22 protein-coding genes, 1 tRNA gene and 1 pseudogene are annotated in these 25215 nt (G+C 53.1%); 12 read left to right on the forward strand and 12 right to left on the reverse strand.

Annotation, left to right across the window (positions count from 1 at the left end; translation table 11 throughout):
- The first annotated feature begins 98 nt into the window (after positions 1-98).
- The 7 genes from RRF55_RS22175 to RRF55_RS22205 all read left to right on the forward strand — a co-directional run bounded on the left by RRF55_RS22175 (position 99) and on the right by RRF55_RS22205 (position 6467).
- The gene (locus RRF55_RS22175; RefSeq protein ID WP_224322346.1) at positions 99-539 is read left to right on the forward strand and encodes an acetyl-CoA carboxylase biotin carboxyl carrier protein; all 441 of its coding nucleotides are present in this window, start codon (positions 99-101) and stop codon (positions 537-539) included.
- A 113-nt stretch (positions 540-652) separates the two neighbouring features.
- Entirely contained in the window at positions 653-1405 is a 753-nt protein-coding gene (locus tag RRF55_RS22180; RefSeq protein ID WP_046042675.1) for an SDR family oxidoreductase, read from the forward strand.
- Positions 1406-1428: 23 nt separating this feature from the next.
- The gene (locus RRF55_RS22185) at positions 1429-2124 is read left to right on the forward strand and encodes an amino acid ABC transporter permease (RefSeq protein WP_004222853.1); all 696 of its coding nucleotides are present in this window, start codon (positions 1429-1431) and stop codon (positions 2122-2124) included.
- A 5-nt stretch (positions 2125-2129) separates the two neighbouring features.
- Positions 2130-2891: an amino acid ABC transporter permease gene (locus RRF55_RS22190; RefSeq protein WP_004222855.1), complete on the forward strand. Its 762-nt coding sequence runs from the start codon at positions 2130-2132 to the stop codon at positions 2889-2891.
- A 9-nt stretch (positions 2892-2900) separates the two neighbouring features.
- Entirely contained in the window at positions 2901-3638 is a 738-nt protein-coding gene (locus RRF55_RS22195; protein ID WP_020316552.1) for an amino acid ABC transporter ATP-binding protein, read from the forward strand.
- Between the two features lie 338 nt (positions 3639-3976).
- Positions 3977-5088 (forward strand): IS3 family transposase gene (locus RRF55_RS22200; protein ID WP_251892738.1). Its coding sequence is split into 2 segments (ribosomal slippage): positions 3977-4187 and positions 4187-5088, totalling 1113 coding nucleotides; the frame shifts between segments, so codons are not numbered across the junction.
- Positions 5089-5333: 245 nt separating this feature from the next.
- Positions 5334-6467, forward strand: coding sequence for a DUF3800 domain-containing protein (locus RRF55_RS22205; protein ID WP_064277216.1), 1134 nt, complete (start codon positions 5334-5336; stop codon positions 6465-6467).
- A 73-nt stretch (positions 6468-6540) separates the two neighbouring features.
- Here the strand turns inward: RRF55_RS22205 and RRF55_RS22210 are convergent, their stop codons facing one another.
- Both RRF55_RS22210 and RRF55_RS22215 read right to left on the reverse strand, forming a co-directional pair.
- Positions 6541-7347 (reverse strand): hypothetical protein, encoded by an 807-nt coding sequence (locus tag RRF55_RS22210; protein WP_064277217.1) that lies wholly within the window; start codon positions 7345-7347, stop codon positions 6541-6543.
- The gene (locus tag RRF55_RS22215; protein WP_064277264.1) at positions 7344-7862 is read right to left on the reverse strand and encodes a DNA-binding protein; all 519 of its coding nucleotides are present in this window, start codon (positions 7860-7862) and stop codon (positions 7344-7346) included. Before RRF55_RS22215 ends, RRF55_RS22210 begins: the two co-directional genes overlap by 4 nt.
- 228 nt (positions 7863-8090) lie before the next feature.
- Here RRF55_RS22215 and RRF55_RS22220 point away from each other — a divergent pair, with 228 nt between their 5' ends.
- The gene (locus RRF55_RS22220) at positions 8091-8519 is read left to right on the forward strand and encodes a GFA family protein (RefSeq protein ID WP_114265531.1); all 429 of its coding nucleotides are present in this window, start codon (positions 8091-8093) and stop codon (positions 8517-8519) included.
- A gap of 44 nt (positions 8520-8563) precedes the next feature.
- Here the strand turns inward: RRF55_RS22220 and RRF55_RS22225 are convergent, their stop codons facing one another.
- From RRF55_RS22225 to pifC, 5 genes are all read right to left on the reverse strand, one after another.
- Positions 8564-9166, reverse strand: coding sequence for a site-specific integrase (locus RRF55_RS22225; protein ID WP_024906933.1), 603 nt, complete (start codon positions 9164-9166; stop codon positions 8564-8566).
- Positions 9167-9514: 348 nt separating this feature from the next.
- Complete coding sequence (locus tag RRF55_RS22230) at positions 9515-11185, reverse strand: AIPR family protein (protein ID WP_439419168.1); 1671 nt, start codon at positions 11183-11185, stop codon at positions 9515-9517.
- Positions 11186-11796: 611 nt separating this feature from the next.
- A complete protein-coding gene (locus RRF55_RS22235; RefSeq protein WP_064151304.1) occupies positions 11797-13560 on the reverse strand; it encodes a sensor domain-containing phosphodiesterase in 1764 nt (587 codons plus the stop codon).
- A 287-nt stretch (positions 13561-13847) separates the two neighbouring features.
- On the reverse strand, positions 13848-15221 hold the full coding sequence (locus RRF55_RS22240) for a hypothetical protein (protein ID WP_063160997.1): 1374 nt from the start codon (positions 15219-15221) through the stop codon (positions 13848-13850).
- 10 nt (positions 15222-15231) lie between these two features.
- Positions 15232-16320 carry a transcriptional repressor PifC gene (gene pifC / locus RRF55_RS22245; protein WP_032638120.1) on the reverse strand — a complete coding sequence of 363 codons (1089 nt, stop codon included), beginning with the start codon at positions 16318-16320 and terminating at the stop codon, positions 15232-15234.
- A 614-nt stretch (positions 16321-16934) separates the two neighbouring features.
- Here pifC and RRF55_RS22250 point away from each other — a divergent pair.
- Positions 16935-17138, forward strand: coding sequence for a hypothetical protein (locus tag RRF55_RS22250; RefSeq protein WP_130953190.1), 204 nt, complete (start codon positions 16935-16937; stop codon positions 17136-17138).
- Positions 17139-17199: 61 nt separating this feature from the next.
- On the opposite strand, the pseudogene RRF55_RS22255 reads toward RRF55_RS22250, so the two are convergent.
- From RRF55_RS22255 to proB, 4 genes and pseudogenes are all read right to left on the reverse strand, one after another.
- A pseudogene (locus RRF55_RS22255) lies at positions 17200-18395 on the reverse strand (tyrosine-type recombinase/integrase).
- Positions 18396-18558: 163 nt separating this feature from the next.
- Positions 18559-18634, reverse strand: a tRNA-Thr gene (locus RRF55_RS22260).
- Between the two features lie 113 nt (positions 18635-18747).
- Complete coding sequence (gene proA, locus RRF55_RS22265; RefSeq protein ID WP_023283266.1) at positions 18748-20001, reverse strand: glutamate-5-semialdehyde dehydrogenase; 1254 nt, start codon at positions 19999-20001, stop codon at positions 18748-18750.
- Between the two features lie 10 nt (positions 20002-20011).
- Positions 20012-21115 (reverse strand): glutamate 5-kinase, encoded by a 1104-nt coding sequence (gene proB, locus RRF55_RS22270; protein ID WP_004144574.1) that lies wholly within the window; start codon positions 21113-21115, stop codon positions 20012-20014.
- Positions 21116-21404: 289 nt separating this feature from the next.
- On the opposite strand from proB, the gene phoE reads away from it, so the two are divergent.
- A complete protein-coding gene (gene phoE, locus RRF55_RS22275) occupies positions 21405-22457 on the forward strand; it encodes a phosphoporin PhoE (RefSeq protein ID WP_004144576.1) in 1053 nt (350 codons plus the stop codon).
- Positions 22458-22501: 44 nt separating this feature from the next.
- Here phoE and RRF55_RS22280 read toward each other — a convergent pair whose 3' ends face one another.
- Positions 22502-23068 carry a C40 family peptidase gene (locus RRF55_RS22280; RefSeq protein ID WP_004191825.1) on the reverse strand — a complete coding sequence of 189 codons (567 nt, stop codon included), beginning with the start codon at positions 23066-23068 and terminating at the stop codon, positions 22502-22504.
- Positions 23069-23480: 412 nt separating this feature from the next.
- Here RRF55_RS22280 and RRF55_RS22285 point away from each other — a divergent pair, with 412 nt between their 5' ends.
- Positions 23481-24350, forward strand: coding sequence for a DMT family transporter (locus RRF55_RS22285; protein WP_048331625.1), 870 nt, complete (start codon positions 23481-23483; stop codon positions 24348-24350).
- Between the two features lie 95 nt (positions 24351-24445).
- Positions 24446-25111 (forward strand): HAD family hydrolase, encoded by a 666-nt coding sequence (locus RRF55_RS22290; RefSeq protein ID WP_004177299.1) that lies wholly within the window; start codon positions 24446-24448, stop codon positions 25109-25111.
- The last annotated feature ends 104 nt before the right edge of the window (positions 25112-25215 follow it).

Consider the following 25215-nt stretch of genomic DNA (forward strand, 5'->3'; position numbering starts at 1 on the left):
CAAAGCGAAACCCTCTTATCAACCCTTCCGATCCCCGCGCTAGAGTCACTACTCTGGCGCGCGGCACAGCCGTGCTCTGACCCTTGCGCGATGGAATCATGATGGAAAAAGAACTGATAGCTTTTGAGGACGTGCGCCAGCTGGCGCAGAAGATGCATAACGCCGGACTGCGGGAGCTTGAGTGGCGCGGCGCGGACTGGTCGGTTCGCCTGCGCTACCCCAGTGGCAAAACGATGGCCGAACCGCCGCCTCTGCCGCCGCTGGCGGCCGAAATCCGCCCGCTATCGGTGTGTTCCCCGATGCCGGGACGCCTGTTGCTGAGCCATCCCAGCCATGGGGAGGCGTTCGTCAGCGAGGGGCAGCATGTTGCGCCGAACGATATCCTCGCGCTGGTGCAGGTCGGGCCGCTCTATTTGCCGGTGCGCAGCCCGGTGGCCGGGACGCTCAAAAACCTTGTGGCGCCGGCGGGGAGCCGGCTGGAGTACGGCAGCGAGATCGCGCTGCTGCTGCCCACGGATGCCGCTTCCGCGAAGTTATAAGGACCCCTTATCGGGCCAAACTATTTATGTCTTATCCCCGTTGGACATAACTGCATACAGTCAGAAAAACAACGTCAAAGGCAGATCGGTCTGCCGCAACAGGAGAGGCTCATATGCCATTTTCAGATTATAAAGTGGCCCTGGTGACCGGCGCTTCCGCTGGGATGGGGGAAGCGATTGTCGAACGCCTTTGTCAGGAAGGCATTGAGGTTCACGCGGTAGCACGTCGCCATGAACAGCTTGCCGCCCTGGCGGACAGAACTGGCTGCATTCCCCACGCCGTCGACGTCGGCGATCTATCGGCGCTGACCGCACTGTGCCAGGGTCTGCAGGTCGATATTCTGGTGAACAACGCCGGCGTTTCTCATCCGGGATCGATTCTCGATGCCGAGGCCGACTGGGTCAACACCCAGGTGGATGTCAACCTGCGTGCCGTGCTGCACCTGTGTCGTCTGTTGGTACCGGGAATGGTGGCGCGCGACTGCGGTCACGTCATTAATATTACCTCCATCGCTGCGATTTATAACTTCAATGGCAATTCCATCTATCACGCCACCAAAGCAGGAGTGCACGCGCTGTCGCGTCAGCTGCGCGTCGATTGCTATGGCAAGCGGGTACGAATTACCGAAATTTGCCCGGGGCGGGTGGCGACGGAGATATTCGGTAACGTATCCGGCGATCATGAAGAGGCCCGCCGTCGCTTTATCGATGGTTTCGAGCTCCCGGAAGCAAAAGATATCGCCGACTGCGTGGCCTTTGCGCTCGCCGCGCCGGTGGCAGTCAACATCGGCAATATTGAGATCACGCCGACGCTGCAGGTACCCGGTGGGCTATCCACGATGCGTCCTGGTGACCGTGAGTCCTGAATGACGGCAAACGAGGAGGATATATGGCACTCGACTTCAGTAACGTGATGACTGGCCACTACGGCCAGATGATTATTGATGGCACCGTCGTCACTCTGGAACTGGCGTTGGGTGCATGGCTGCTGGCCATGTTTATTGCGCTGGTGCTGGTGATGATCCGTCTGAGCAACAAGCGCTTCGCGCAGCTTTTGGTCGCGGCGTATGTATCCTATCACCGCAATGTACCGACGCTTATTCAGCTGATGATGTGGTATTTCGCGATTCCGACGCTGCTGCCTGAGTCGTTGCAGATGTGGGTCAACGAGATGAATGCGGAGTTTCTGTTCTCGCTGGTCGCGCTGGGATTGTGCCAGGCGGCCTATTTCTCTGAAGACATCCGCAGCGGTCTGCGTGCCATCCCCGAAGGCCAGAATGAAGCGGCGAGGGCGCTGGGAATGGGATATTTGCGCGCCATGTGGCTGGTGATTCTGCCACAAGGGATCCGTAATGCGTTGCCATCGGTGATTAACCACACCGTGCTGCTGTTTAAAAATACCAGCCTTGCAATGGTCATTGGCGTCACCGAGTTGACTTACGTAACGCGCGATATTGAAAACCAGACCTTCCGTACCTTCGAAGCTTATATGGTGGCGACGGTAGGCTACCTGGCCTTCTCTTTGTTGCTGATGGGGATGGGGGCGCTGCTGGCCCGTCGCTTTCAGCGCGCGTATGCGAGGTAATATGTATGTTTGATTTTTTCACGATTCTGCATGATAACGGCCTGTTGTTGCTGATGGGGCAATATCCTGATGGTCCGCTTGGCGGTGTGCTGTGTACCTTGCTGGTGTCGCTGCTGGCAGTGCTGTTCGCCTTCCCGGTCGGCGTGCTGTTGTGCCTCGCTCGCCTCTCTCCGTGGCGCTGGCTGAGCTGGCCGGTCACCTGCTGGATCTATCTGCTACGCGGTATTCCTCTGATGATGGTGGTGTTCTGGACCTATTTCTGCGTGCCGTTGCTGATTGGCCACAATATTAGCGGCTTCAGCACGATGCTGTGTACGCTGGTTATCTACGAGAGCACCTACATCGCTGAAATTGTGCGCGGCGGGATCCAGGCGCTGCCTTCAGGGCAATATGAAGCCTCCCGTGCGCTGGGAATGGGGCATGTGCGGGCTCTGCGCCTGGTGATTCTACCGCAGGCGTTGTACAACGCGCTGCCAAGTCTAGTCAGTCAACTGGTGTCGATTATCAAAGATAGTACCCTCGGCTACGTTATTAACGTTCCGGAGCTGACCTATGCGGCCAACCAGGTCAGTAATCAGCTGCTGACAAAACCGTTCCAGGTCTTTGCCATCGTAGCGCTGAGCTACTACATCATTAATTTTAGCCTGACGTGGCTGGCCAATCGCCTGGAGCTGCGTATTGCCAGCAGGAGGCAACGTGCACAGTCCGCTATGGGAAAGCCGGTCATGCCGCTGGTTCTCGACCCATCACCATCACAAACTCAATAAGGAGCAACCATGCGACCGATGATTCTGTTCAATCAGGTGAATAAATGGTACGGGGAATATCAGGCCCTGACCGACGTCAGCGCCGAAATAAAAAGCGGTGAAGTGGTGGTGGTGTGCGGTCCTTCCGGATCCGGCAAATCGACGTTAATCCGGACGGTCAACCGTCTTGAGCCCATCGAAAAGGGACAGATCCTGTTTGACGGCGTCGATATTCATGGCTCGAGCACCAGGCTGAACCAGCTGCGTACGAGAATCGGCTTTGTCTTCCAGAGTTTCAATCTGTTTCCGCACGTTTCGGTGCTGGAAAATATCATGATGTCGCCAGTGAAAGTTCTCGGCGAGAAGCGTTCGGAAGCCCGACGTCATGCCGGGGAACTGCTGGAAAGGGTGGGACTATCGCACAAGGCCGACGTTTATCCGGCACAGCTTTCCGGCGGCCAGCAGCAGCGGGTGGCTATCGCCCGGGCGCTGGCGATGAAGCCGCCTGTCATGCTGTTTGACGAACCGACATCTGCACTCGACCCGGAGATGGTCGGCGAGGTGCTGAGCGTGATGCGCGGGCTGGCGCAGGAAGGGATGACCATGATGTGCGTGACTCATGAAATGAACTTTGCGCGTGACGTAGCCGATACGATCTGGTTTATGGATCAGGGACAAATACTGGAAAAGGCTGATCCGGATAAATTCTTCACCGCGCCACAACATCCGCGCGCGCGACGTTTCCTCAATGATCTACTGCTCCATTAGGCGTAAATTCACTAATCAAAGAACAGGTAGGAACTTTTCAGCCTTATAACGCCTGATGAATTTCATCGGGCGATTTGTATTGTCGTGGCTGTTGTATTGTACATTTCTACTCTATCGACTTTCTTGCCTGTACCAGAGAACATCGGTAGGCATCCATTTTCGAGGTGCCGCAGATACAGATTCTCGACGGTCGTTCCGATAGCATTCATCCGGGCTCAAGCATTCAAATGGATAAGGATCATTTACCGTTGCTGGAAGACCAAAACCCGGTACGACGAAGCGAGATACTTTCTGGCACTGGAAGAGTGAAAATCTCCCTTACTAATGCCGTAAAAAGCTTGTCGAATGTCTCAGGGCGTGAAGCGGACGTTACTAACTCCAGTGTTGCAACACGTCTCGATATCACCACTCACAGTCTTTACGCCTGGATAAAGAAGTACGGCCCGGATTCTTCCACTCATAATGAACAGTCAGATGCTCAGGCCGAGATCCGCCGTCTTCAGAAAGAGTTGAAGCTGGTTACGGACGAACGGGACATATTAAAAAAAGCCGCGGCGTACTTCGCAAAGCTGTCCGACTGAGGTACGCCTTTATCCGCGACAACAGCCGTTGCTGGCCTGTTCGTTTGCTCTGTCGGGTTCTGGATGTCCATCCGAGTGGATTTTATTTCTGGCTTCAGCAGCCACATTCGCAGCGTCACCAGACAGATCGGATGCTGACCGGGCAAATCAAACAGTTCTGGCTTGAGTCTGGCTGCGTCTATGGTTATCGCAAGATCCATCTCGATCTGCGTGATACCGGACAGCAGTGCGGAGTGAACCGGGTCTGGCGGCTGATGAAGCGTGCCGGAATAAAAGCTCAGGTTGGGTACCGTAGCCCACGAGCACGTAAAGGCGAAGCCAGTATCGTGACACCCAACAGGCTCCAGCGGCAGTTCAATCCGGACTCACCGGATGAGCGTTGGGTGACGGACATAACCTACATCCGAACCCACGAAGGCTGGCTGTATCTGGCCGTGGTGGTTGACCTGTTCTCCCGAAAAGTTATCGGCTGGTCAATGCAACCCCGCATGACAAAAGAGATTGTCCTGAACGCCTTACTTATGGCGGTGTGGAGGCGTAATCCTCAAAAGCAGGTACTGGTTCACTCTGATCAGGGTAGTCAGTACACGAGCCATGAGTGGCAGTCGTTCCTGAAATCACACGGTCTGGAAGGCAGCATGAGTCGTCGCGGTAACTGCCACGACAACGCGGTTGCGGAAAGCTTTTTCCAGCTACTGAAACGCGAACGGATTAAGAAAAGGATCTACGGAACGAGAGACGAAGCCAGAAGCGATATTTTTGATTATATCGAAATGTTTTATAACAGTAAGCGTCGGCATGGTTCGAGCGAGCAGATGCCACCGGCTGAATATGAAAACCTATATTATCAACGGCTCAGAAGTGTCTAGATTATCCGTGGCGATTCATTATTTCATCTCCTTTCTAATCCGAGACGTAAAAGAACACCATCATTTTTTCGGAGAAAATGCACATAGCCTTTCATAAAGTTACATATTGCTGCTTTTTTGTGCACAATTTTTCCCCAGAACCAATCAATAGCTTAAACGAATCTCTTGCACACACTGACAGTAAGGATTTACTGTCGCGTAAACAATATCGTTTCGCTTACACCAGCCTGAGTAAGGAACCCAGCATGCATTTTTATGTGGATGAAACCGGTCATACCGGTCCCAATCTTTTTGACCGCACCCAGCCCGTACTTTCCTACGGCGTGCTTTCCTCACCGGATGACCTGGACAAGGTTGCCGAAGCAGATCTTGCTGCCTTGCGTAAGAAACTGGGGGTACAGCGCCTGCACGCCGCAGAACTGGGCATGCACCGCCTTGATGAGGTGGTTGATACACTGCTTGTCCTGCAGAAGAAGCACCGGATACGGTTTGATATCTGGCAGGTGGTTAAACGGGATCACGCCATTATTTCGTTCTTCGACCAGGTGTTCGATCAGGGATTGAATCCGGTAGTGCCCTGGACTGCTTACTGGACCCCACTGCGGTACCCGCTACTGCTGAACCTGGCAAACCTGTTTGATGATGAACTGGCTGCAAAAGCGTGGCGTGCACGTCACGAAGCCCATGATGAACGTTCCTCATCCCTGTTCAGTGAGGTCTGCAGGGAGTTACTTGCACGGGTGCATACTCTGAGAGATCCCCGTTCGGTTGAACTGATAACCGATGCGTTGTCCTGGGCGATGGTCCACTTTGACGAGCTGGGTTATAACTGCAAAACCGGTAAGGAAAAGCTGCAGATCATGCCTAACATGATAGGGTTCCAGTCAGTGTTGCACGGTATCTGTTCCCGCCTGGGAGCGCCAAACCGAAGAGCCGATATCATTGTGGACCAGCAGTCACAGTTTAATACCACCCAGCGGGAGCTGAGTCAGTTCTATTACCAGATCCGTGAACAGCCCTGGGCACTCGGACCTGGTTTACCGGTTATGGATATGAAGAACATGCCGGCTAAACCGCTGGTCTTCCAGTCGGGAACGCAGAGTGCAGGGCTGGAGCTGGTTGATATTTATCTCTGGATCTTCAAACGATTTATGGAAGGGAAGGAGCTGACCAGACCCCTTGCCCGCCTGGTTTATACGAATCAGAATACTGCCCGCACGGACAGTGTTTCTCTGCAGTCGGTCGCTAAACGATTTAAGGAATTCTTTGAAAAACTGCCGGAGCCAACGGCAGAGATGATGAAAAAGGCGAATGAATACCGGGATCAGGAAGAGGCGAGGCGGTTAGCACATCGGGTGCAAATCCTGCCGTCATCCTGATCCGGCAGGTTGTGTTCGCACTGAGTGGAAGCGGCCGCGAAGGGTTGGTGCGCCTGTCCGGCATCTTCGACCGTTAATCTTCAGACTGGATTTCCCGGATGCTCTTCAAATCAAGGCGGTTTGCACTCCAGACGCCGCTTCCGGTCGCCGCGCCGGTGTCCTTTCTGAAGCGCAGGCCGCACTCACTGACCCACTGGGTGTCCGTTTCCCGCAGCCTGACCTCGCGGGGCCGGTAGCATTCTGTAATGATCCCCACGTGCGTCATTGGCCGCCGTTTTTTCTGCCCGGTGACCTGAGTGGCCGTATCTGACGCACCGGCAACTGTTCCGGCGCGGTACTGAGGAGGGTTCTCCGTGGAGACCAGCAGGGGCATACTGTCAGGTGCCCTGCCCTTTCCTGATGCAGCGAGCAGATCGTCCGCCACCTCCTTAAGCCAGGCATACAGTTTATACGCCTGGTCCGGAATGCCGTCGAACGTCAGTTCACGCGTGCTGAGTTTCCCGCCGTGGGCCCGGACCTTCTGAATAAATCCCGCAATCTGCCCGCCGTACTCAATGGGCTCCGCCACAATCCGGTCGTGATACCCGTCAAACTGATCCAGCGTCAGGTCGATGTACTCCCCGTCCAGGGCGACAATGACGTGGCCGTGTCTGTCAGGACCGTCATCCCACTGCATGCCGATAATATAGGGATGCAGTTTGCTGCCGTCTTCCGTCAGATATTCCGCCAGCGTCTGGCTGGCCAGCTCGCAGCAACCGTCCGGGAAATCCTTCACTACGTCACGCCAGACGGACGGTACCGGCTCGCCGGACCGTTCACGGGCAGCCAGCTCCAGCGCACGACGGAAGGCCTTCACGCGGGCCCGGGTGTCCGCATTCATTTCTTCACCTTCCCGTCCTGGCGGGCCAGGGCCAGCAGTTCGGTCTGAAGCTGACGGCCGTCCTCCCGGGCTTCCTTCAGCTCCGCTTTCGTGTCCTGCAGCTGCGCCGCCAGGTGTTCGCCGGTGGCGGTCAGGCGGGCCACCTGCTCGCGCAGCACCGCCAGCTCGCTTTCCAGCGCGGCCACGTTCGCCAGGGCCTCATCCCGCTCCTGGTCGGCCCGGGCAATGTCGTCGTCGGCCTGCTCGCGCGCCGCCAGGGCTCCGGCTTCAGCCTGTTTTACCGCGGCCTGCCACAGCAGCCCCAGCTGGCCTGTCAGCAGCTGCGCCAGCTCTGCAGGCAGGGGCGTGGCCTGTTCAGCGGCCTGCTCGCGCTGGCGGGCGCGGAACGCGCGCATCACCGGGGAAATGTGGGACAGGGAGCCGCCGCCGAGGTGCTGACGGACCTGCTCGTTGGTCGGGTTCGGGGTGCTGGCGGCGATTGCTTTCCTGAGATCCGAAAAAAGGCAAAGTAGGATCTGTGCTGATTCCTGGTTAAGAGAGATCAAGAAGGCAGGTGATAAAGTAAATTTTTGTCTGAATGGCATACTTCTGGCGCAGGCCAAACTGTCCGCCTTGAGCGAAGAGCGGATATTCAGACCGACTGATAGCTGATTTTGAGTTGCCAAAAAGAGCGCTCCTATTCAGTACAAAAAAGATGGTAATGTTTCATAAAATCTCTTAGACCTTGCAGGAATGGTTTTCAAATGAATGGATCTTGTTTGTGTGGAACAATTGAATTTGAACTTACTCATAAACCAGCAGTGTTTTATCGTTGTCATTGCTCGCTTTGCAGAAAGCAGAGCGGTGTGGGTTACAATCTCGCCACACTAGTCAAAGACAGTGAGTTTCGCTGGATTAAAGGGGAAAACTGCATTGCTTCATGGTCTAAGCCAACGGGGTACCGTACAGATTTTTGCAATGTATGTGGCTCAACTGTGCCTAACAGTCTGCGAGACGTACCTTATGTCTGGGTTCCTGTTGGTTTAATTGACGAACGTCTTGACATGGAATGTGCAGGAGACTTCTGCACTGATGATGCAATGCCCTGGGATGAAACCCGCTCACCTAGTTGTCACGCTGGACCTGTCGAGTCGCTAGCCTCGCTTTTAAAGTACCTGAAACTCAATTCCTGAGCGTCAGCATTTGGCACAGGGCTGCTGTTGCAGCCCTGACAACCTTAGACTTCAATCGATTCAGATATCTCTAACGCATCATCGACTTCGATGCCCAGATAACGGACTGTGCTTTCCAGTTTCTTATGGCCCAACAGAAGTTGGATCACCCGGAGATTCTTGGTTTTCTTGTATATCAAGTAAGGTTTTGTTCTTCTCATGGAATGTGTGCTGTAAAGCGAAGCTTCGAGACCAAGCTTTTCTACCCACCCATGAAAAATTCGGCTGTATTGTCGGGTTGATATGTGCCGGTTAGTTCCGATCCGAGACCGAAACAAGAAGTCTTTGCTGTGCAAATTGCCAAGCTTTATCAATGCAGCAACAGCTTCTCTTGTCCCTTTGGTTATCTCAAATTGCACAGGGCTACCGGTTTTCTGTTGCAGCACCGTAGCTCTGCTTGAAACCGAGCTACCATATGCAACATCAGATACTTTGAGGCTCACCAGATCGCAGCCTCGTAGCTTACTGTCTAAGGCCATATTGAACAGAGCTAAATCACGCGTTTTACCTTCCAGTTCAAGCCGGATTCGAATCCCCCAGATATGAGATATCTGAAGTGGTCTTTTTTGGCCTATGATACGGTCTTTATTCCACGGTGACGTGTTCATACTCAAATCTCCTGCAATGTGGGAGATTTGAGTATGGTTGTCCCTTATGAGCGAAGAGCGGACATTGCCTTTATGGCATCTTTCGGCTATATAATATTTTATTAATATAAATAAAGCTAAAGCTCTCTAACTTTAGCTTTCCTTTTTACTCGGCATAATTAAATATTTTAACCAAGTAGATTTCGTGCTTTATCTATCAATGCCGATGTAAATCTAGACCTTTTCAGTTGGTCATCTGTCACATCACCATTACTGTCATTAACTACTGCGTCTATAATCTGGTGACATTTAGAGAAATGTGCAATATAAGCATCACTTTTAAAGCTTTTGATTATTTTATCGCAGTAGTTATTTATTTTTTTTTGAGTTTGGTTCTATTTTTTCGACTTTACCGTGAACCACCCAAGGGTACAGCATTGCGATATGCCACCGGTATTTGTTATATCTTTGCGCATTTTCTCTTTTACCGTTAATCATTGTATTATACTTATAGCGTATATAAACAGAAGCGAAGTAAGCGCACTCGTTGTCTGAAGGGTTAAATATAACATCTTCTTTTTTTTCAGATACTTGTTGGTCTGCTGCTTCTTGTTGGTCTGCCGCTTGTTGGTCTGCCACTTCTTGTTGGTCTGCCACTTGTTGGTCAGGGTTTTTTTGTCCAGATGCCTTTTGATTCAAAACTTTCTTCACATATCTCGCGGCATTATGAGGATCGGCCTTAAATACGGATATAAAACATCTAGCTAATTCTTTGATATCATAAATCCTTGTTGATTGGATATCGTGACCACGATATTCATTTTCTCTGCGCTCAAAATATAGACTCTCTAACGTATCGTCCTTACGCTTTAGGTCAAAAAACTTTTGTACCATCCTCGCTTTTTCTTTAAGCGCTAAAAAAGCTTCTCCCTCAATAGCGGACTGACTATTAGTAGCTTCAATGATTCTACTAGCAACATCTGCATCTTGTGATTCAATAAATTTTACTATTAATCTTACATCATCATTGATTTGATTATAGTGATGATGCAACGTATTAGTCGTTTGGCAACCATTTATTATTTGGTAATTAGTAAGGTTTATCACTTTTGTATTCGGCTGAATAGACAATTCTGGAGAGATAATTGTCACTCCATTATTTAAAACTGGGAATTGCTTAGATTTTATTTCATCGTCTGTTATTGTCTCTGAGATTTTTTTATTTACTTTATTCTCACCACCAAGAAAAGCCCTTATATTCTCTTCAAAAACAGACTCTTTAATCTTTCCGTCTTCATCCATTGCTATTTTTTCAATGAAGTGCTTGGCTTTAACAGTCGCAATATATGATTGAGGAATACCCGGCATGGATTCAATACCGATGTAGTCAATTAACTGCAGTTCCGCTTCATTTTTTTCTGTGAGCGATATCCATAAGTCCATCAACTCCTTTCTACCTAATGGTTTAACTTCCACCTTGCTGAAATAGTCAGTCTCAATGCAAAAACGTTTGATTATATCTAACGTTGCTTCGATCTCTCTCTCTGCATTATATGTCCCACTAGAACAAAAGTTTATCGTTAGCGAAGGTTTTTTATTATGTATTTTTTTGACATTTTTAAAAATTAACTTAAGAATTTCAATTGCTTGGGTGTTATAAATGCCATTTGGAAGTTTAGGTTCTAAACTTAGAAAGTCTTCTATACCTACCTTAAAATTTGATATATCACTCTTTAAGAAACTTTCCCCAGATTTTGCTTGTGTAAGAATTATTTCAACGGGTAATGATGTTTTGTAAGTATTAAATGCTGCCTCAGCATCGTCAACATTATATATCAATTCCCCATCAACTATAAATATCACACCATCCAATGAGGCATCATCTTCTTGTGTGGTGATGTCGATTGGATTGAATCTACCCAAATATTTTTTTGATGCTATGACATAGTTACAAAAATATTCAAATAGCTTCGACTCTTCAGCTTCAATTTCAAATTGAGCAGAGAGATCTTGGACATACTGTTGAAGAATTGCGTGCATAATTATAATTCCTAGCTAAGATTAATGATTTTTATGAATCCTGCATTAAAACTAATCAAAGACAATAAAATTATTACACAATCAATTTGCTCATAATTTCACGGAATTGTCAATGTAAAAATACTGAACCGAATAAGTACATCGACTTGATAGGATATAGTTGTTACCGCATTACCTAGCTAAAACCTCGGAACTATCGCATTGTACTATGATTCTTATCTAAACATCATAGTCCACCCAGTTTAAACTCTCTTTTCCGTAGAAACGTCAGGAGGTTTGGAGCTTGTAGCGAACTAAGACGAGCTATTAGTGCTAAACATTTTAGCCATCGAACGTACTCCTGCTGCATTTACCAAACAATAAAAGGTTACACAATGTCTGATCAAGGACCTTTCCAGGTTAAGCTATCCGCTTATGTCACATAGCAGACAGCTATCTGCTGCTAAAGGTCCACTGTGAGCGAGAAACGGAAGTGAGAATTTGTCATGATTACCCGGATGCAGAACTAAAACCGGCCGCTGATAATCAATGAAGAGCAGGTCAGGGTGACCAGCTCCCTTCTTATTTATATATTACGGACAGGCGAGCATACGTTTTTACTTAATACTCGTTCACTTTAAGGCTTCGTCTCTGCCGTGATACCAGGTTTCAAAAGCATCAGGGGTCATCGGTTTGGCAAAAAAATAGCCCTGAACTTCATCGCAGCCCAGCCTTCTTAAAATATCAACGGTCCTGGCGTCCTCGACTCCTTCGGCCAGAACGATATAGTCGAGCTGCTTGAGGAGTGTGATAACGTTGCGAACAATGATGCGGCTGGCATTGTCGCCAGCAACCTTACTCACAATAGAGCGGTCAAGCTTGATGATGTCCATCGGGATTTGTCGCAGGTAATTAATGTTGCTGTATCCGGAACCAAAATCATCCAGAGATATTTTAAATCCGCGTTGTTTGAGCATGTCCAGGCCGATAAGTGCAGCGGGGCTTTCCAGCATCTTCTCGGTTTCCAGACACTCCACCCCCAGCAGGGCGGGATCCAGACGCGCGTCCAGCATTTTCTGTTCCAGCTCATCGCAGAAATCTGGTCTTGAAAAATCACTGGCAGCCAGATTAATCGACACAGGTAAAGAAACTCCACGGCTTTGCCAGGCACTCAGTTGCACAATCGTGTGATCGATAACCCATGCTGTGAGTTCACGCATCAGGCTGGTCTTTTCGACCAGAGGAATAAACACACCCGGCAACACTTCGCCGTTTTTAGGATGTTGCCATCTAAGCAAAGCTTCGGCTCCCGTCACACGCCCTGTCACCAGTGAGATTTTCGGCTGATAAACCAGATATAAGCCCTGGTTTTCTTGTAGCGCTTGTCTAACTTCAGTAAGAAGGCTGAAATCAGTCTTCTTACGGCTATCCAGTGCGTCATCATAAACTGTAAACCGGCGCCCCTGACTTATCCCTTCATGCAATGCGCTGACTGCACGGCGCAGTATTTCATTCGATGTCAGAGATTTATCGCAAAGCCCGGAGTCACCCATGTGAATATCCAGATCAAGGGGAACTTCAGGGGTAAACCTGGCCTGGATCCCCTGAAGGCTTTGAGAGATATCTTCTAATGTCCGAGTTTTTTCCTTATGGGTAAAAAAGGCAAATCGTCCAACTGCCACGGCGTAGAGCGGCCCTTCTAAAGGCAGGCGGATCTGCAGCTCTGCGACCATATTACGAAGTAGATTTTCTACGGCAGTCATACCGAGTGAGCGAGCCATTTCGTAGGCTAATGGCATATCAATACAATCAATAATGACGAGCCTGAATGCGCCTTCAGTTGAAACCTCTATATCCTTCAGCAGTCGCTGCCGGTTTGGTAATAGCGTGACTATATCGAGGTAGCCGACGGAGTGCCACGAGGCCAGAAAATCCGATATAAGTCCTGCAATCTTTTCAAAAAGATCGAGCTGCTCGTCTGAAAGTTCCCTAGGCTGAGTATCGAGGATACACAAGGTACCTATGGGTACTCCATCCTGGGTTTTAAGTGGGCAGCCTGCATAAAAGCGAATGAATGGAGCCTCTTTCACCGCGTGATAGTCACGAAAGGTAGGGTGCTGATGAGTGTCATGACAAATGAATGTCTTACTCTGTTCCTGGGTCTGTACGCAAAATGCCTCGCTCAGGCTGATTTCCGTGACGGCAACATTTTGGGCTGATTTGATGTATTGCTTTTCTTCATCGAGAACAGAAACAAAGCCCATCGGCATGTTCAGCAATTGGCATATTAGATGAGTATATTTTTTTAACGCATCATCCCGGCCCTTGTCAGGATTTTTCAACAAGTCGATTGCCGCAAGTCTTTTACTTTCATCTCTGCTGAGATCGGTCAACATGGCAAGACATCCTCCGGCGCAATAGGCTTCTGGTTATTCCACACTCAAAGGTAGCATGCATCATTCTTCCAATGGCATATGGTAATACATACGCTGTGACCTGCATAAACTCTCACATTAAAATGTTTCCAGTTGATTGTCTCCCGGAAATGTCGCCCCCGGGCTGCCCGGTAATCCATTTGCTGGTTGTGTTTGTGTCAGTAATGTCCGCTCCTGGCACAGAGCAGACGTTAATTACCGAAATGTACACCTGCCTGAAAGGGAGCTTCCCCCATCCTGCTACGGCGCTATTTTTTTAGCCGCTGAATATCTGTGGTGCGCAGGAGAAACCAGGACGGATGATGGATAACCTCCTGATGATGACGGTGGGCACTCAGCGCGGCCTGCAGAAGACTGGCCGCTCCGGCGGCCAGATTGAGCAATGAAGGCGCCCCCATGTAACCCAGCACAGCCGGCACGGCGAGCAGGGCTGTGTCCTGTATACTCCGCCGCTTCCATGTGGCAAGTTTCTGCTGCAGATCATCCAGCCCTTCATCAGCAATTCGCTCCCGGAAACGCTGCTGCAGCAGGCTGATCTCCGCCGGTCCAGATGCCCGCTCCATTTCAACCGCACAGTCACGCAGCGTGCGTCTGAAGGCTGTTACGCTCGGCTCATAATCGGTGCGGATGCGGAAAATGTCGTGAAGCGACAAGTTCTGCAGAAACGGGAGTTCAACCTCAAGCATTCTGCGTGACAGTCTCCCGGATGCGTCGAGTTTCTGCAGGATTTTGCCCTGCAGCGGACAGCGGGTGACAAGTGAGGCGCCGGCCCGGGCTGACTGACTGATATCAGTCAGCAGCCCGTGATAATGAAAGTAGATACTCCGGTTCATGGCCCCGCGCACCCATCGGTCATACCCTTTACGGCTTTCGTGTTTACCGCGGGTGATCCTTGCCCTGAATCTGCCGTCTTCTTCCACTTCGACTGGCTGCAGCTCCTGGTACATATAGGCATTGGTAAAAGGGCTCTGACAGTCCCGCAGCTCCAGCATGATTTCGTCCGGCAGTGTTTTTTCTGACACGAAGCGGATATGCCCTTCATTGCTGACCCGTCTGACCCCCCGCACCTTCACGCTCCTCTCGTACAGCCGGACCACCTCTGCGGGCATCACGGCGTTAAGGAAATGCCGGTCGGGATTATCCTGCAGGAGCTGCATCTTACGCTCCTGCTCCTGCCGGACTGATTCACAGGGTGTGAAGGCAATAAAGCCGGCCTGGATCAGCAGAAAATTGTCCTTCACAAAACGCACGAACTGCGCCACGCCGGTCCTGATATCTGCCAGCCGATCGGTTGCATTGTAATGTATCAGCTGATCCATCGCTTCCGATGACTCAATGGTATCAAGGCGTAGCACCGCTTCCTCCAGTGTATCGGTCAGGATGATGCGTTCAGCCGACAGCAGGCCGGGGCGATAAAGAGCCAGTTGATCGTGACGGGCAATCCACAGGCTGAGCGGAGAGTCATGCAGGGGATGCCACTCCCCGCGCAGAACACTGACAGCCTGAAGGTAGCTCCTTAACGCACTTCCCAGTGCTTCTGCATCCAGTTCCGTATAGTCTGTAGCCAGAAGGTTGTCATCCCAAAGGATACTCTCACTCAGGGCCGGAAGGTTATTGTACATAAGCCTCTCCTCACAAATCTCCATACAGGCAGCGCAGGCCGTTAAGGGCGTCTGCCAGCTGACCGGTAACCGTGTCACTTGTCATCTGGCTGACCAGCAACTCAAAGGCCTCTGCCGGCATAAAAACCCGCAGCCCGTCGATGCCGAAGAATCCCTCCGGCGTGACGTTTCCCGGCGGGGAGAACATCACGCGCTCACCCTGGTGGCCGTGCGCCAGGGCTTCAGGATGACGGGCGTACAGCGTGAACAGCCCCAGCAGTTCGGAGAAGGCTTCCCACCCGTACGGCACCACGAAGTCCTGGCCGGTGATGAGCAGGTGCAGTCGGGGTGTATTGTACCAGGCGCCCGGGCGCTCGCCGGGATGCTGGCCGTCAATGCGGATATCGAGGCGCAGGGTGCCGGCTTCGATGGTTTGCGTCACGGCCGGGATCACCGGGCGCAGATCCTGCGCCAGCGCTGTCGCTTTCTGTGTGCTCCAGTCCAGCCCGCGCAGGACCAGGGGGAAAATGGCTTTCAGCCGTGGCAGGGTGAAGATTTCCCCCAGCACGGCGTCCGGCACGTCCGCCAGGACAAAACAGTCGCTTTCCAGCGGGCGCAGCAGGTGTTCGGCATACATCTGATCCACCACGGGGCTCAGCGCCGCCAGGAAGGCGTCAAATTCTTCCGTCCAGCTCTCCCCGGCCAGGCGGAAGATCCCTTTAAGGTAATGTCCGTCCACCGGACGGTCGTTCTCAGCCTGCCAGGCCAGCAGGTCCCGGGTGATGTCGAGCAGGGTGCGCAGGGCCGGGAGCGTGGCCACCCTGTTCCGGCCGCACAGAAAGGCTTCCCGGGCATAGGCCAGGATGAAGCGCAGCTCGTCCCGGGAAACGGGCGCGGTGCCGAAGGTCTGGCCGAGAATGATATGCCGGTACAGCTGCCGGACCGTGGCCTCCGGATCGGCAACCAGCTGAAAATACCCGTCGCCGGGCGCGACTGTTTTCAGGCCGTCATCGAGGAAGCGTTCGGCCAGGGCGTTGACCGAAGTATTTTCGCGACCGGCGCGCACTTTCAGCGCCTCGATCAGCTTTTTGTGAAAACGCAGGTTAAGCTGGCTGAGCATCAACGTTCCTTTCATGTTTGTTTTGTTCGCCATGCTAACCTAGCATCAATGAAATGTGTTATTAAATTTATCCTTTGACGCATATGTTTGTGATGAATCTATAACTACGGAAAGTGATGCCGGGATTGCTACGCCTTCTGTTCTCTCTTCTTATTTCTCCTGAGATCCGAAAAAAGGTAGTTCCGGATCTTCAAAAAACATCCCTGGGAATTTATGTGAAACGAACCGGTTTCGCGACCTATACACCAGGGGTGATGCGGATTTGGCATGATATCAGACATGGGGTGTCAGCGTTGTTCGCGCAAGGGAATTAGCCGCTTTCATGATTACCTGACCATGGTACACTTCCGGAAAGTCGTCATACGCCAGAAAGTCGGATCTACCGGAAATAGGTGTCCGGTAATTGAGTGCCGTTGCTATATGTCTACTTATTATCAGCATGCAAATGATGCCGAAAAGGAAACTGTACGGCGTGACCGCTAGGTGCGTGAAAAGATAATGGTTTTGTACTGTGATTATTTTTCGCCCACAGGACTAACCCTACAGATGATAAATCCAGGAAGAAGATTGGTATTAGCCAATTGAAAGGTTTCAGTGTACTTCTGAAAGAAACTTTGGCGATTGAACTGAGTGGCGCTTACAAAATGATTCGTTCTCATTATGACGAAATCAGCTGGTCGCCCTCAAAAAAATGGAAAAGCCGCACTTTTGTTGCTGATGCTTCAGCAAGGAAAAAACTTTTAAAAACCAAAAGCAGCGGGATTTTCCATCAGCAACAAAAAAATAGAATTTTTGATCTGGAGCGCTTCCCTGAGTGAGCGCTCTACGGATAATTTTCCCTTGTTCATAAAAGAACAATTCCCTCATTAATAAATATTATTAAGAGGCATGTATTAGTTTCGATTTTCCGAATTGGCTTATATAATCCGCATACCACTGCATCATATCTCTTCTACCTTCAAGATACTTAGCATGGTTATACGTCCCGCGAATAGAATTCTTATCAACGTGAGCAAGCTGGGTTTCAATCCATGCCGTATTGAATCCTTCCTCATGCAAAATCGTACTCATCGTGTGGCGAAAACCGTGTCCAGTTACCTTCCCCTTGTATCCAATCCGTTTGAATACCTGATTAATGCTCGCTTCGCTCATCGTTTTGCGGGGATCATTCCTCCCAGGAAACACCAGAGGATATTGCCCAGATATCACCTTGAGCTGCTGTACGATCTCTAGTGCTTGGGTAGAGAGGGGGACAAGGTGAGGCCGTTTCATCTTCATCGGTCGGCAGGAATTTCCCACACCGCCTTCTCAAGATCAAACTCACTCCAGAAAGCACCTCGAAGCTCGCCGGTACGAACTCCCGTAAGGATCAGCAGACGTGCTGCAAGAACAACTAACGGGCTCCCTGTGTAGCCTGCGAGAGCTTTAAAGAAGTCTGGTAACTCCTCAACAGTCAGGAAGGGATAATGCTTCGATTCATGCCCTGACATCGCGCTGGTTAGATCCGCTGCAGAATTGTATTCCGCACGACCGGTAACAATGGCGTAACGAAAGACTTCGCTGCAACGCTGGCGAACCTTCTTGGCCTTCTCTGTCGCGCCACGGCTTACCATTCGACGCAGCACATTAAGCAGAACCAGCGGTTTGATTACATTTACCGGCTGCTGGCCGATATAGGGGAAAATATCTTTATTGAATGCTTCGATGATATCGGAGGCATAACCTTCTGACCATCGGCTCACCTTCGTTCCGTGCCATTCAAGCGCCACAGCCTGAAATGTATTATGGAGCCGCACATCCCGAACCAGCTTTTCTTATTTCTTGGCAAACGATGGATCGATACCCTCGGCCAGCTTTTTCTTAGCTTTATTGCGCAGTGCCCTCGCTTGTGCAAGGGAAACTGCCGGATAGACCCCAAAGGCCATACGCTTCTCTTTTCCATTGAAGCGATATTTCATCCGCCAGTATCGGGAACCAGAGGGAACAACTTCAAGATACAAACCAGCACCATCTGCCAGCTGATAGGCTTTCTCTCTGGGTTTAGCCGTGTCTACCTGTCTCGCATTAAGTTTCATTGGGGGCATCTCCCAGGACCGAACACAGAATGCCCCCACTTATGCCCCCAATAGGTGCTTGATTTCGGTTGAATCAAGTTGATAACGGAATATAAGAACCGGGCTACAAAGCGCAGTATTCTTGGGTTTAATTGATTTCGGTAGACTTGGGAAGAGTTTGAAATGGTGCCGATAATAGGAGTCGAACCTACGACCTTCGCATTACGAATGCGCTGCTCTACCAACTGAGCTATATCGGCCCTGCAAGAGGTGTTCACGAGCGTGAATCACGAGGCAAAAGGTTAGAACTTAGCGGGCGATGCGTCAATAGCCAGTGGAATCAACTGCCTATTTTTGCATCGCCCGTTCTCATTTACGCACGAATGGTATCGTCGCCGAAACCAATCCACTTATAGGTGGTTAACGCTTCCAGCCCCATCGGGCCGCGGGCGTGCAGCTTCTGGGTGCTGACCGCCACTTCCGCGCCGAGGCCGAACTGGCCGCCGTCGGTGAAGCGCGTGGAGGCGTTCACATATACCGCGGAAGAGTCCACTTCATTGATAAAGCGGTTGGCGTTACGCAGGGTGCGGGTCAGGATGGCGTCGGAGTGCTGGGTGCCATGTTCGCGGATATGGGCGATAGCCTCATCCATATCAGCCACCACTTTGACGTTCAGATCCAGCGACAGATACTCGTCGTCATACTGCTCCGCTTTCACCGGCTCGACTTTCGCAGGGCCGTTTTGCAGCGCGGGGAGGGCGGAAGGGGCGGCGTGCAGGGTGACGCCGCTCTCGGCCATCTGCTTGCTCAACGCCGGCAGGAAGGTATCGGCGATGTTGCGGTGCACCAGCAGCGTTTCCACGGTATTGCAGGTGCTCGGCCGCTGGGTCTTGGCGTTGACGATGATCTTCAGCGCGGGGGCGATCTCGGCGGTTTCATCCACGAAAATATGGCACACGCCAATCCCGCCGGTGATCACCGGGATCGTTGACTGCTCACGGCACAGCTTGTGCAGGCCCGCGCCGCCGCGAGGGATCAGCATATCGATGTATTTATCCATCTTCAGCATTTCGCCCACCAGCGCGCGATCCGGGCTCTCGATAGCCTGTACCGCGGCGGCCGGCAGACCGCACTCCTGCAGCGCCTGCTGGATCACCTTCACCGTGGCGGCGTTGGTGCGCCAGGTCTCTTTCCCGCCGCGCAGGATCGCCGCGTTGCCGGTTTTCAGACACAGGGAGGCGACGTCGACCGTCACGTTAGGACGCGCTTCATAAATCACGCCAATCACCCCCAGCGGGACGCGGCGACGTTCAATACGCAGACCGCTGTCCAGCAGCCCGCCGTCGATCACCTGGCCGACCGGATCGGCCAGATTGCACACCTGGCGCACATCGCTGGCGATGCCGCTCAGACGCGCCGGGGTCAGCGCGAGGCGATCGAGCATCGCTTCACTCAGGCCATTGGCGCGAGCTTCGGCTAAATCTTCCGCGTTGGCGCGCAGAATAACGTCGGTCTGCGCTTCCAGATAATCGGCGATCTTTTCCAGTACCTGATTCTTTTCCCGGCTGGAGAGTAACGCCAGCTGCCAGGAGGCCGCTTTGGCGGCAATGCCCATTTGTTCCAGCATTTTCAGCTCCTTAACGGATGATCATATCATCGCGGTGGACGGCCACCGGGCCGTATTCATAGCCCAGAATGGCATCGATTTGCTGCGAGTGCTGGCCGGCGATAAGGCGCAGCGCATCGCTGTTGTAGCGGCTGACGCCGTGAGCGATGTCGCGTCCTTCGCTATTGCGGATGCGGATCACTTCGCCGCGGGAGAAGTTGCCGCTGACGATTTTGATCCCTTTTGGCAATAGCGAGCTGCCTCTTTCGAGGATCGCCTGGGTCGCGCCCGCATCGACGGTGATTTCCCCCGCCGGCGGCGCGCCGAAGATCCAGCGCTTACGGTTCTCCAGCGGAGACTCCTGGGCGTGGAAGCAGGTACCTACCGGCAGGCCTGCCATGGCATGGCCGATGACGTCCGGACGGTTCCCGGCGGCGATGATGGTATCAATCCCCGCCCGGCAGGCGACGTCCGCGGCCTGCAGCTTGGTGCCCATGCCGCCGGTGCCGAGTCCGGAGACGCTATCGCCGGCGATGGCGCGCAGCGCGTCGTCGATGCCGTAGACGTCTTTAATCAGCTCCGCCTGCGGGTTGCTGCGCGGGTCGGCGGTGAACAGGCCTGGCTGGTCGGTTAACAGCAGCAGCTTATCCGCCCCGGCGAGGATCGCGGCCAGCGCGGAGAGATTGTCGTTATCGCCCACTTTGATTTCCGCGGTAGCGACGGCGTCGTTTTCGTTAATGACCGGGACGATGCTGTTATCCAGCAGCGCGCGCAGAGTGTCGCGGGCGTTGAGGAACCGTTCTCTGTCTTCCATGTCGGCGCGGGTCAGCAGCATCTGGCCAACGTGAATGCCATAGATAGAAAACAGCTGTTCCCACAGCTGGATCAGACGGCTTTGTCCCACCGCCGCCAGCAGCTGCTTGGAGGCGATGGTGGCGGGCAGTTCCGGGTAACCAAGGTGCTCGCGCCCGGCGGCAATGGCCCCGGAGGTCACGATGACAATACGGTGTCCCATGGCGTGCAACTGTGCGCACTGGCGCACAAGCTCGACGATATGGGCGCGGTTCAGGCGACGGGACCCGCCTGTTAAAACACTGGTGCCCAGTTTTACCACCAGCGTCTGGCTTTCACTCATGATTCTCTGCCGTTCAAAAGGAATATCGATATCGAGCTGATGTTGTAGCAGGAGTCGGCCCGCTTGCCAACACCCGGGGCGGCGGGCGCGCCATTTTATTGCGCGGGATCGGGCATTCTGGAGAGGGAATGTGACAAAAATATGTCAGATACATTTAAATACCCTTTTTTATAAAAAGTTCCATCTTGTCATAAATATTTAATATCCCGGCGTTAAAAAACCTCCTGTTTTTGATGGGCGAGCGCCCGCAATTGAATAGCGCGTATAAATAAATCACCAGGACTGAATAATGAAAAAGAGTACTCTGGCATTAATGATGATGGGCTTTGTGGCTTCAACAGCGACGCAGGCAGCGGAAGTTTATAATAAGAACGCGAACAAGCTGGATGTGTACGGCAAGATCAAAGCCATGCACTATTTCAGCGACTATGACAGCAAGGATGGCGATCAGACCTACGTGCGTTTCGGTATTAAAGGCGAAACGCAGATTAACGACGACCTGACCGGCTATGGCCGTTGGGAATCTGAATTCTCCGGTAACAAAACCGAGAGCGACTCCAGCCAGAAAACCCGTCTGGCGTTCGCCGGCGTGAAGCTGAAGAACTACGGCTCCTTCGATTACGGTCGTAACCTTGGCGCCCTGTACGACGTGGAAGCCTGGACCGATATGTTCCCGGAATTCGGCGGCGATTCCTCTGCCCAGACCGATAACTTTATGACCAAGCGCGCCAGCGGCCTGGCGACCTACCGCAACACCGACTTCTTCGGTCTGGTGGATGGCCTGGATCTGACCCTGCAGTACCAGGGTAAAAACGAAGGCCGTGAAGCGAAGAAACAGAACGGCGACGGCGTCGGCACCTCGTTAAGCTATGATTTCGGCGGCAGCGACTTCGCCGTCAGCGCGGCCTACACCAGCTCCGACCGTACCAACGATCAGAACCTGCTGGCCCGCGGCCAGGGTTCGAAAGCGGAAGCCTGGGCGACCGGCCTGAAATATGACGCCAACAATATCTACCTGGCGACCATGTACTCTGAAACCCGCAAGATGACCCCGATCAGCGGCGGCTTTGCCAACAAAGCGCAGAACTTTGAAGCGGTGGCGCAGTATCAGTTCGACTTCGGTCTGCGTCCGTCCCTCGGCTATGTGCTGTCGAAAGGGAAGGATATCGAAGGGGTGGGGAGTGAAGATCTGGTTAACTACATCGACGTGGGCCTGACCTACTACTTCAACAAAAACATGAACGCCTTCGTGGATTACAAAATCAACCAGCTGAAAAGCGATAACAAACTCGGCATCAACGATGACGACATCGTCGCGCTGGGTATGACCTACCAGTTCTGATTGACCGCAGAACCACCCGCCGCAGCCCTGGCTGCGGCTTTTTTTTAGCGGCGATTCTTCGCCAGATGCAGGGTGTCGCTGTTCATGGTGATCTGCGCGTTATACTCCTTCGGCAGACGACGCGCCTGATAGAACGCCGATTCCCAGTAAGGGTTGTCCAGCGAAGAGCGCATCACGCCCTGGCTGCTCGAGGCGTGAAGGAAATTATGATCGGTATCGTAAAAGCCAACGTGCATCCCGGCCCGGGTGCGGAAGAACACCAGATCGCCGGGACGTAAATCGCGCTTATTGACCCGCACGCCCATGTGCAGCAGCTCGCGGGTGGTGATCCGCTCCATCGGCAGGTTAAAGCGATCCTTCAGCGTGCGCCAGACGAAACCCGAGCAGTCGACGCCGCTTTGTTCAGTACCGCCCCATTCATAGGGGGTTCCCTGCCAGGTGTGCATCTGATCATGCAGGGCCGCCACCACCGGGATCAGATCGTCCGATCCGCTATCAATGGTCATATCCGCATGAGATTTTGTGTTCTTTGCCTGTTTCGGTGAGGAGGAGCATCCTGCCAACAACAAAAAAGGAATTAAAAAGAGAGCATGCGTCAGTTTTGGCTTCATATCGTTATTTTCGAAGTAGCAAGCAGACTGCTTTGTTTTATAGCCGATTAAAAACCACGGCTGAATAAGCCGAGGCCGCCTTTACGTTTATTTACGATTAAAAATAAACAACCTCGGGATGGATCAGCCATAAAGGGCAGTTGTCACTTCGCAACGGTCTGTGCCAGGATGCTGACAGGAACATTTCACGAGGCATTCCATGACGCATTACGCCATCTCTAGCGAGACTTTGCCCGGCGCCGCTTTCGACGCGGGGTGGATGACGTCTGCGCCTCATCATCGCTTCGCCACGCTCTGCCCACCGCCTCCCCCTCCAGACCGGGTAGTTTTCGGCGCTTAACGCCGTCTTTAGCAGGCGCTTACCTGCCGGTATGACGCTTGATACCTTGTGTTTGACGTTCTGGAGCATGCTATGCACGTTCGCTATTCTCTGCTCGCCTCGCAGGCGACAACGGCCCTTTTTGTGCTGCTGTGGGGCAGCGCGGCCATCTTCACCCGCTGGGGACTGGATAACACCTCGCCGATGGCGCTGCTGGTCTTTCGTTTTCTGGTTGCCCTGGTCGCGCTGGCGCCGCTGGCTATCGTCCGTCGGCGCTGGCTGCCCGCGCCGGGCACCCGCCTGCAAACAGCGGCCACCGGTCTGATGCTGATTGGCGGCTATTCGGTCTGTTACTTCGAGGCGATGGCCAACGGCGTGACGCCGGGACTTATCGCCACCATCATGGGGATCCAGCCCATCCTTACGCTTTGCGTGGTGGAGCGCCGCCTGCAGGGGCGGCGGCTGTCAGGGCTGCTGCTTGCCCTGGCGGGGCTGGTGCTGCTGGTGTGGCGCAGCCTGGCGGCCTCGCCGATGGCGACGGCGGGGATCCTGTTTGCGCTGGCGGCGCTGCTGCTGATGACCTTTGGCGCGCTGTGGCAAAAGCGCAGCCGTCAGGCGCCGGCGGATGTCCTGCCGCTGCAGTATGCCGTTAGTCTGGGGCTGTGCCTGCTAATTGCCCCGGTCAGCGGCTTCCAGTTTACCGTTAACGCCGGGTTGATTATTCCGGTGCTGTTTCTCGGGCTGCTGATTTCGGTGGTCGCCCAGCTACTGCTGTACCGTCTGCTGAGCGCGGGAAATATCGTCAATGTCACCAGCCTCTTTTATCTGGTGCCAGCGATCACGGCGCTGCTGGATTATCTGCTGCTGGGCAACCGGCTGCCGGCGGCGGCGATGATCGGTATGATGGCGATCGTCGGCGGGATCGTGCTGGTATTCCGCACCGCGAAGGTCCGCGCCGGCTGATGGCGAGCCGGGCGCTGCGGCGTCCGGTTCATTTTCCTGTCATCTTTTTTACGCATGCTCCCGGCAGCTTATTTTGACCAGTAAGGGAAAGTACCATGGGCAACACGCTGACGATTTTTGATCTCGATAACACCCTGATACAGGGCGATAGCAGTACGGTCTGGAGCCAGTTTATGGTTCGCGAAGGGCTGGCGACGCAGAAGGGGTATCTTGCCCGCGAGGCACGGCTAATGGCGGATTATGACCGAGGAGAGATGAATATCGCCGATTATGTGGCCCTGATCCAGGCGCCGCTGGCCGGAATACCGAAGTCGGACGTTGACGCGCTAGTGGCCCGCTGCGTGCGCGAGGCGATCCTGCCCCGGGTCTATCCGCAGGCGTGGGAGCTCATTCGTCGTCTGCGGGCCGAGGGAGAGCAGATGCTGATTATCTCCGCCTCGGTTAGCCTGCTGGTGCAGGCGGTGGCCGCCGCGCTGGAGATCGATCAGGCGCTGGGTATTGACGTGGCGATGGTCGACGGCGGCTACAGCGGTGAAATCACCGGGATCCCCAGCTATCAGCAGGGGAAGGTGGCGCGTCTGGCGCAGTGGCGCGAGGCGCATCCGCAGTATGACGGCGAGGTGACGTTCTATACCGATTCCATTAACGATCTGCCGCTGTGCCTGCATGCGGATCGCGTGCGGCTGGTCAATCCCTGTCCGCAGCTGCAGGCGGCCGGTGCCGGATACGGCTGGCCGGTGCTGAGCTGGCGGCTGGAATAGCGGAGCGGATAAATGCTTGCCGGGCCTACAGACAGTCGGAGCCGGACGAGTAGGCCGGGTAAGGCGCAGCCGCCACCCGGCATAAACGCAGCTCCGTGCCTGAT

The organism is Klebsiella sp. K47 (genome assembly GCF_051858335.1).
GTDB classification, from domain to species: domain Bacteria; phylum Pseudomonadota; class Gammaproteobacteria; order Enterobacterales; family Enterobacteriaceae; genus Klebsiella; species Klebsiella pneumoniae.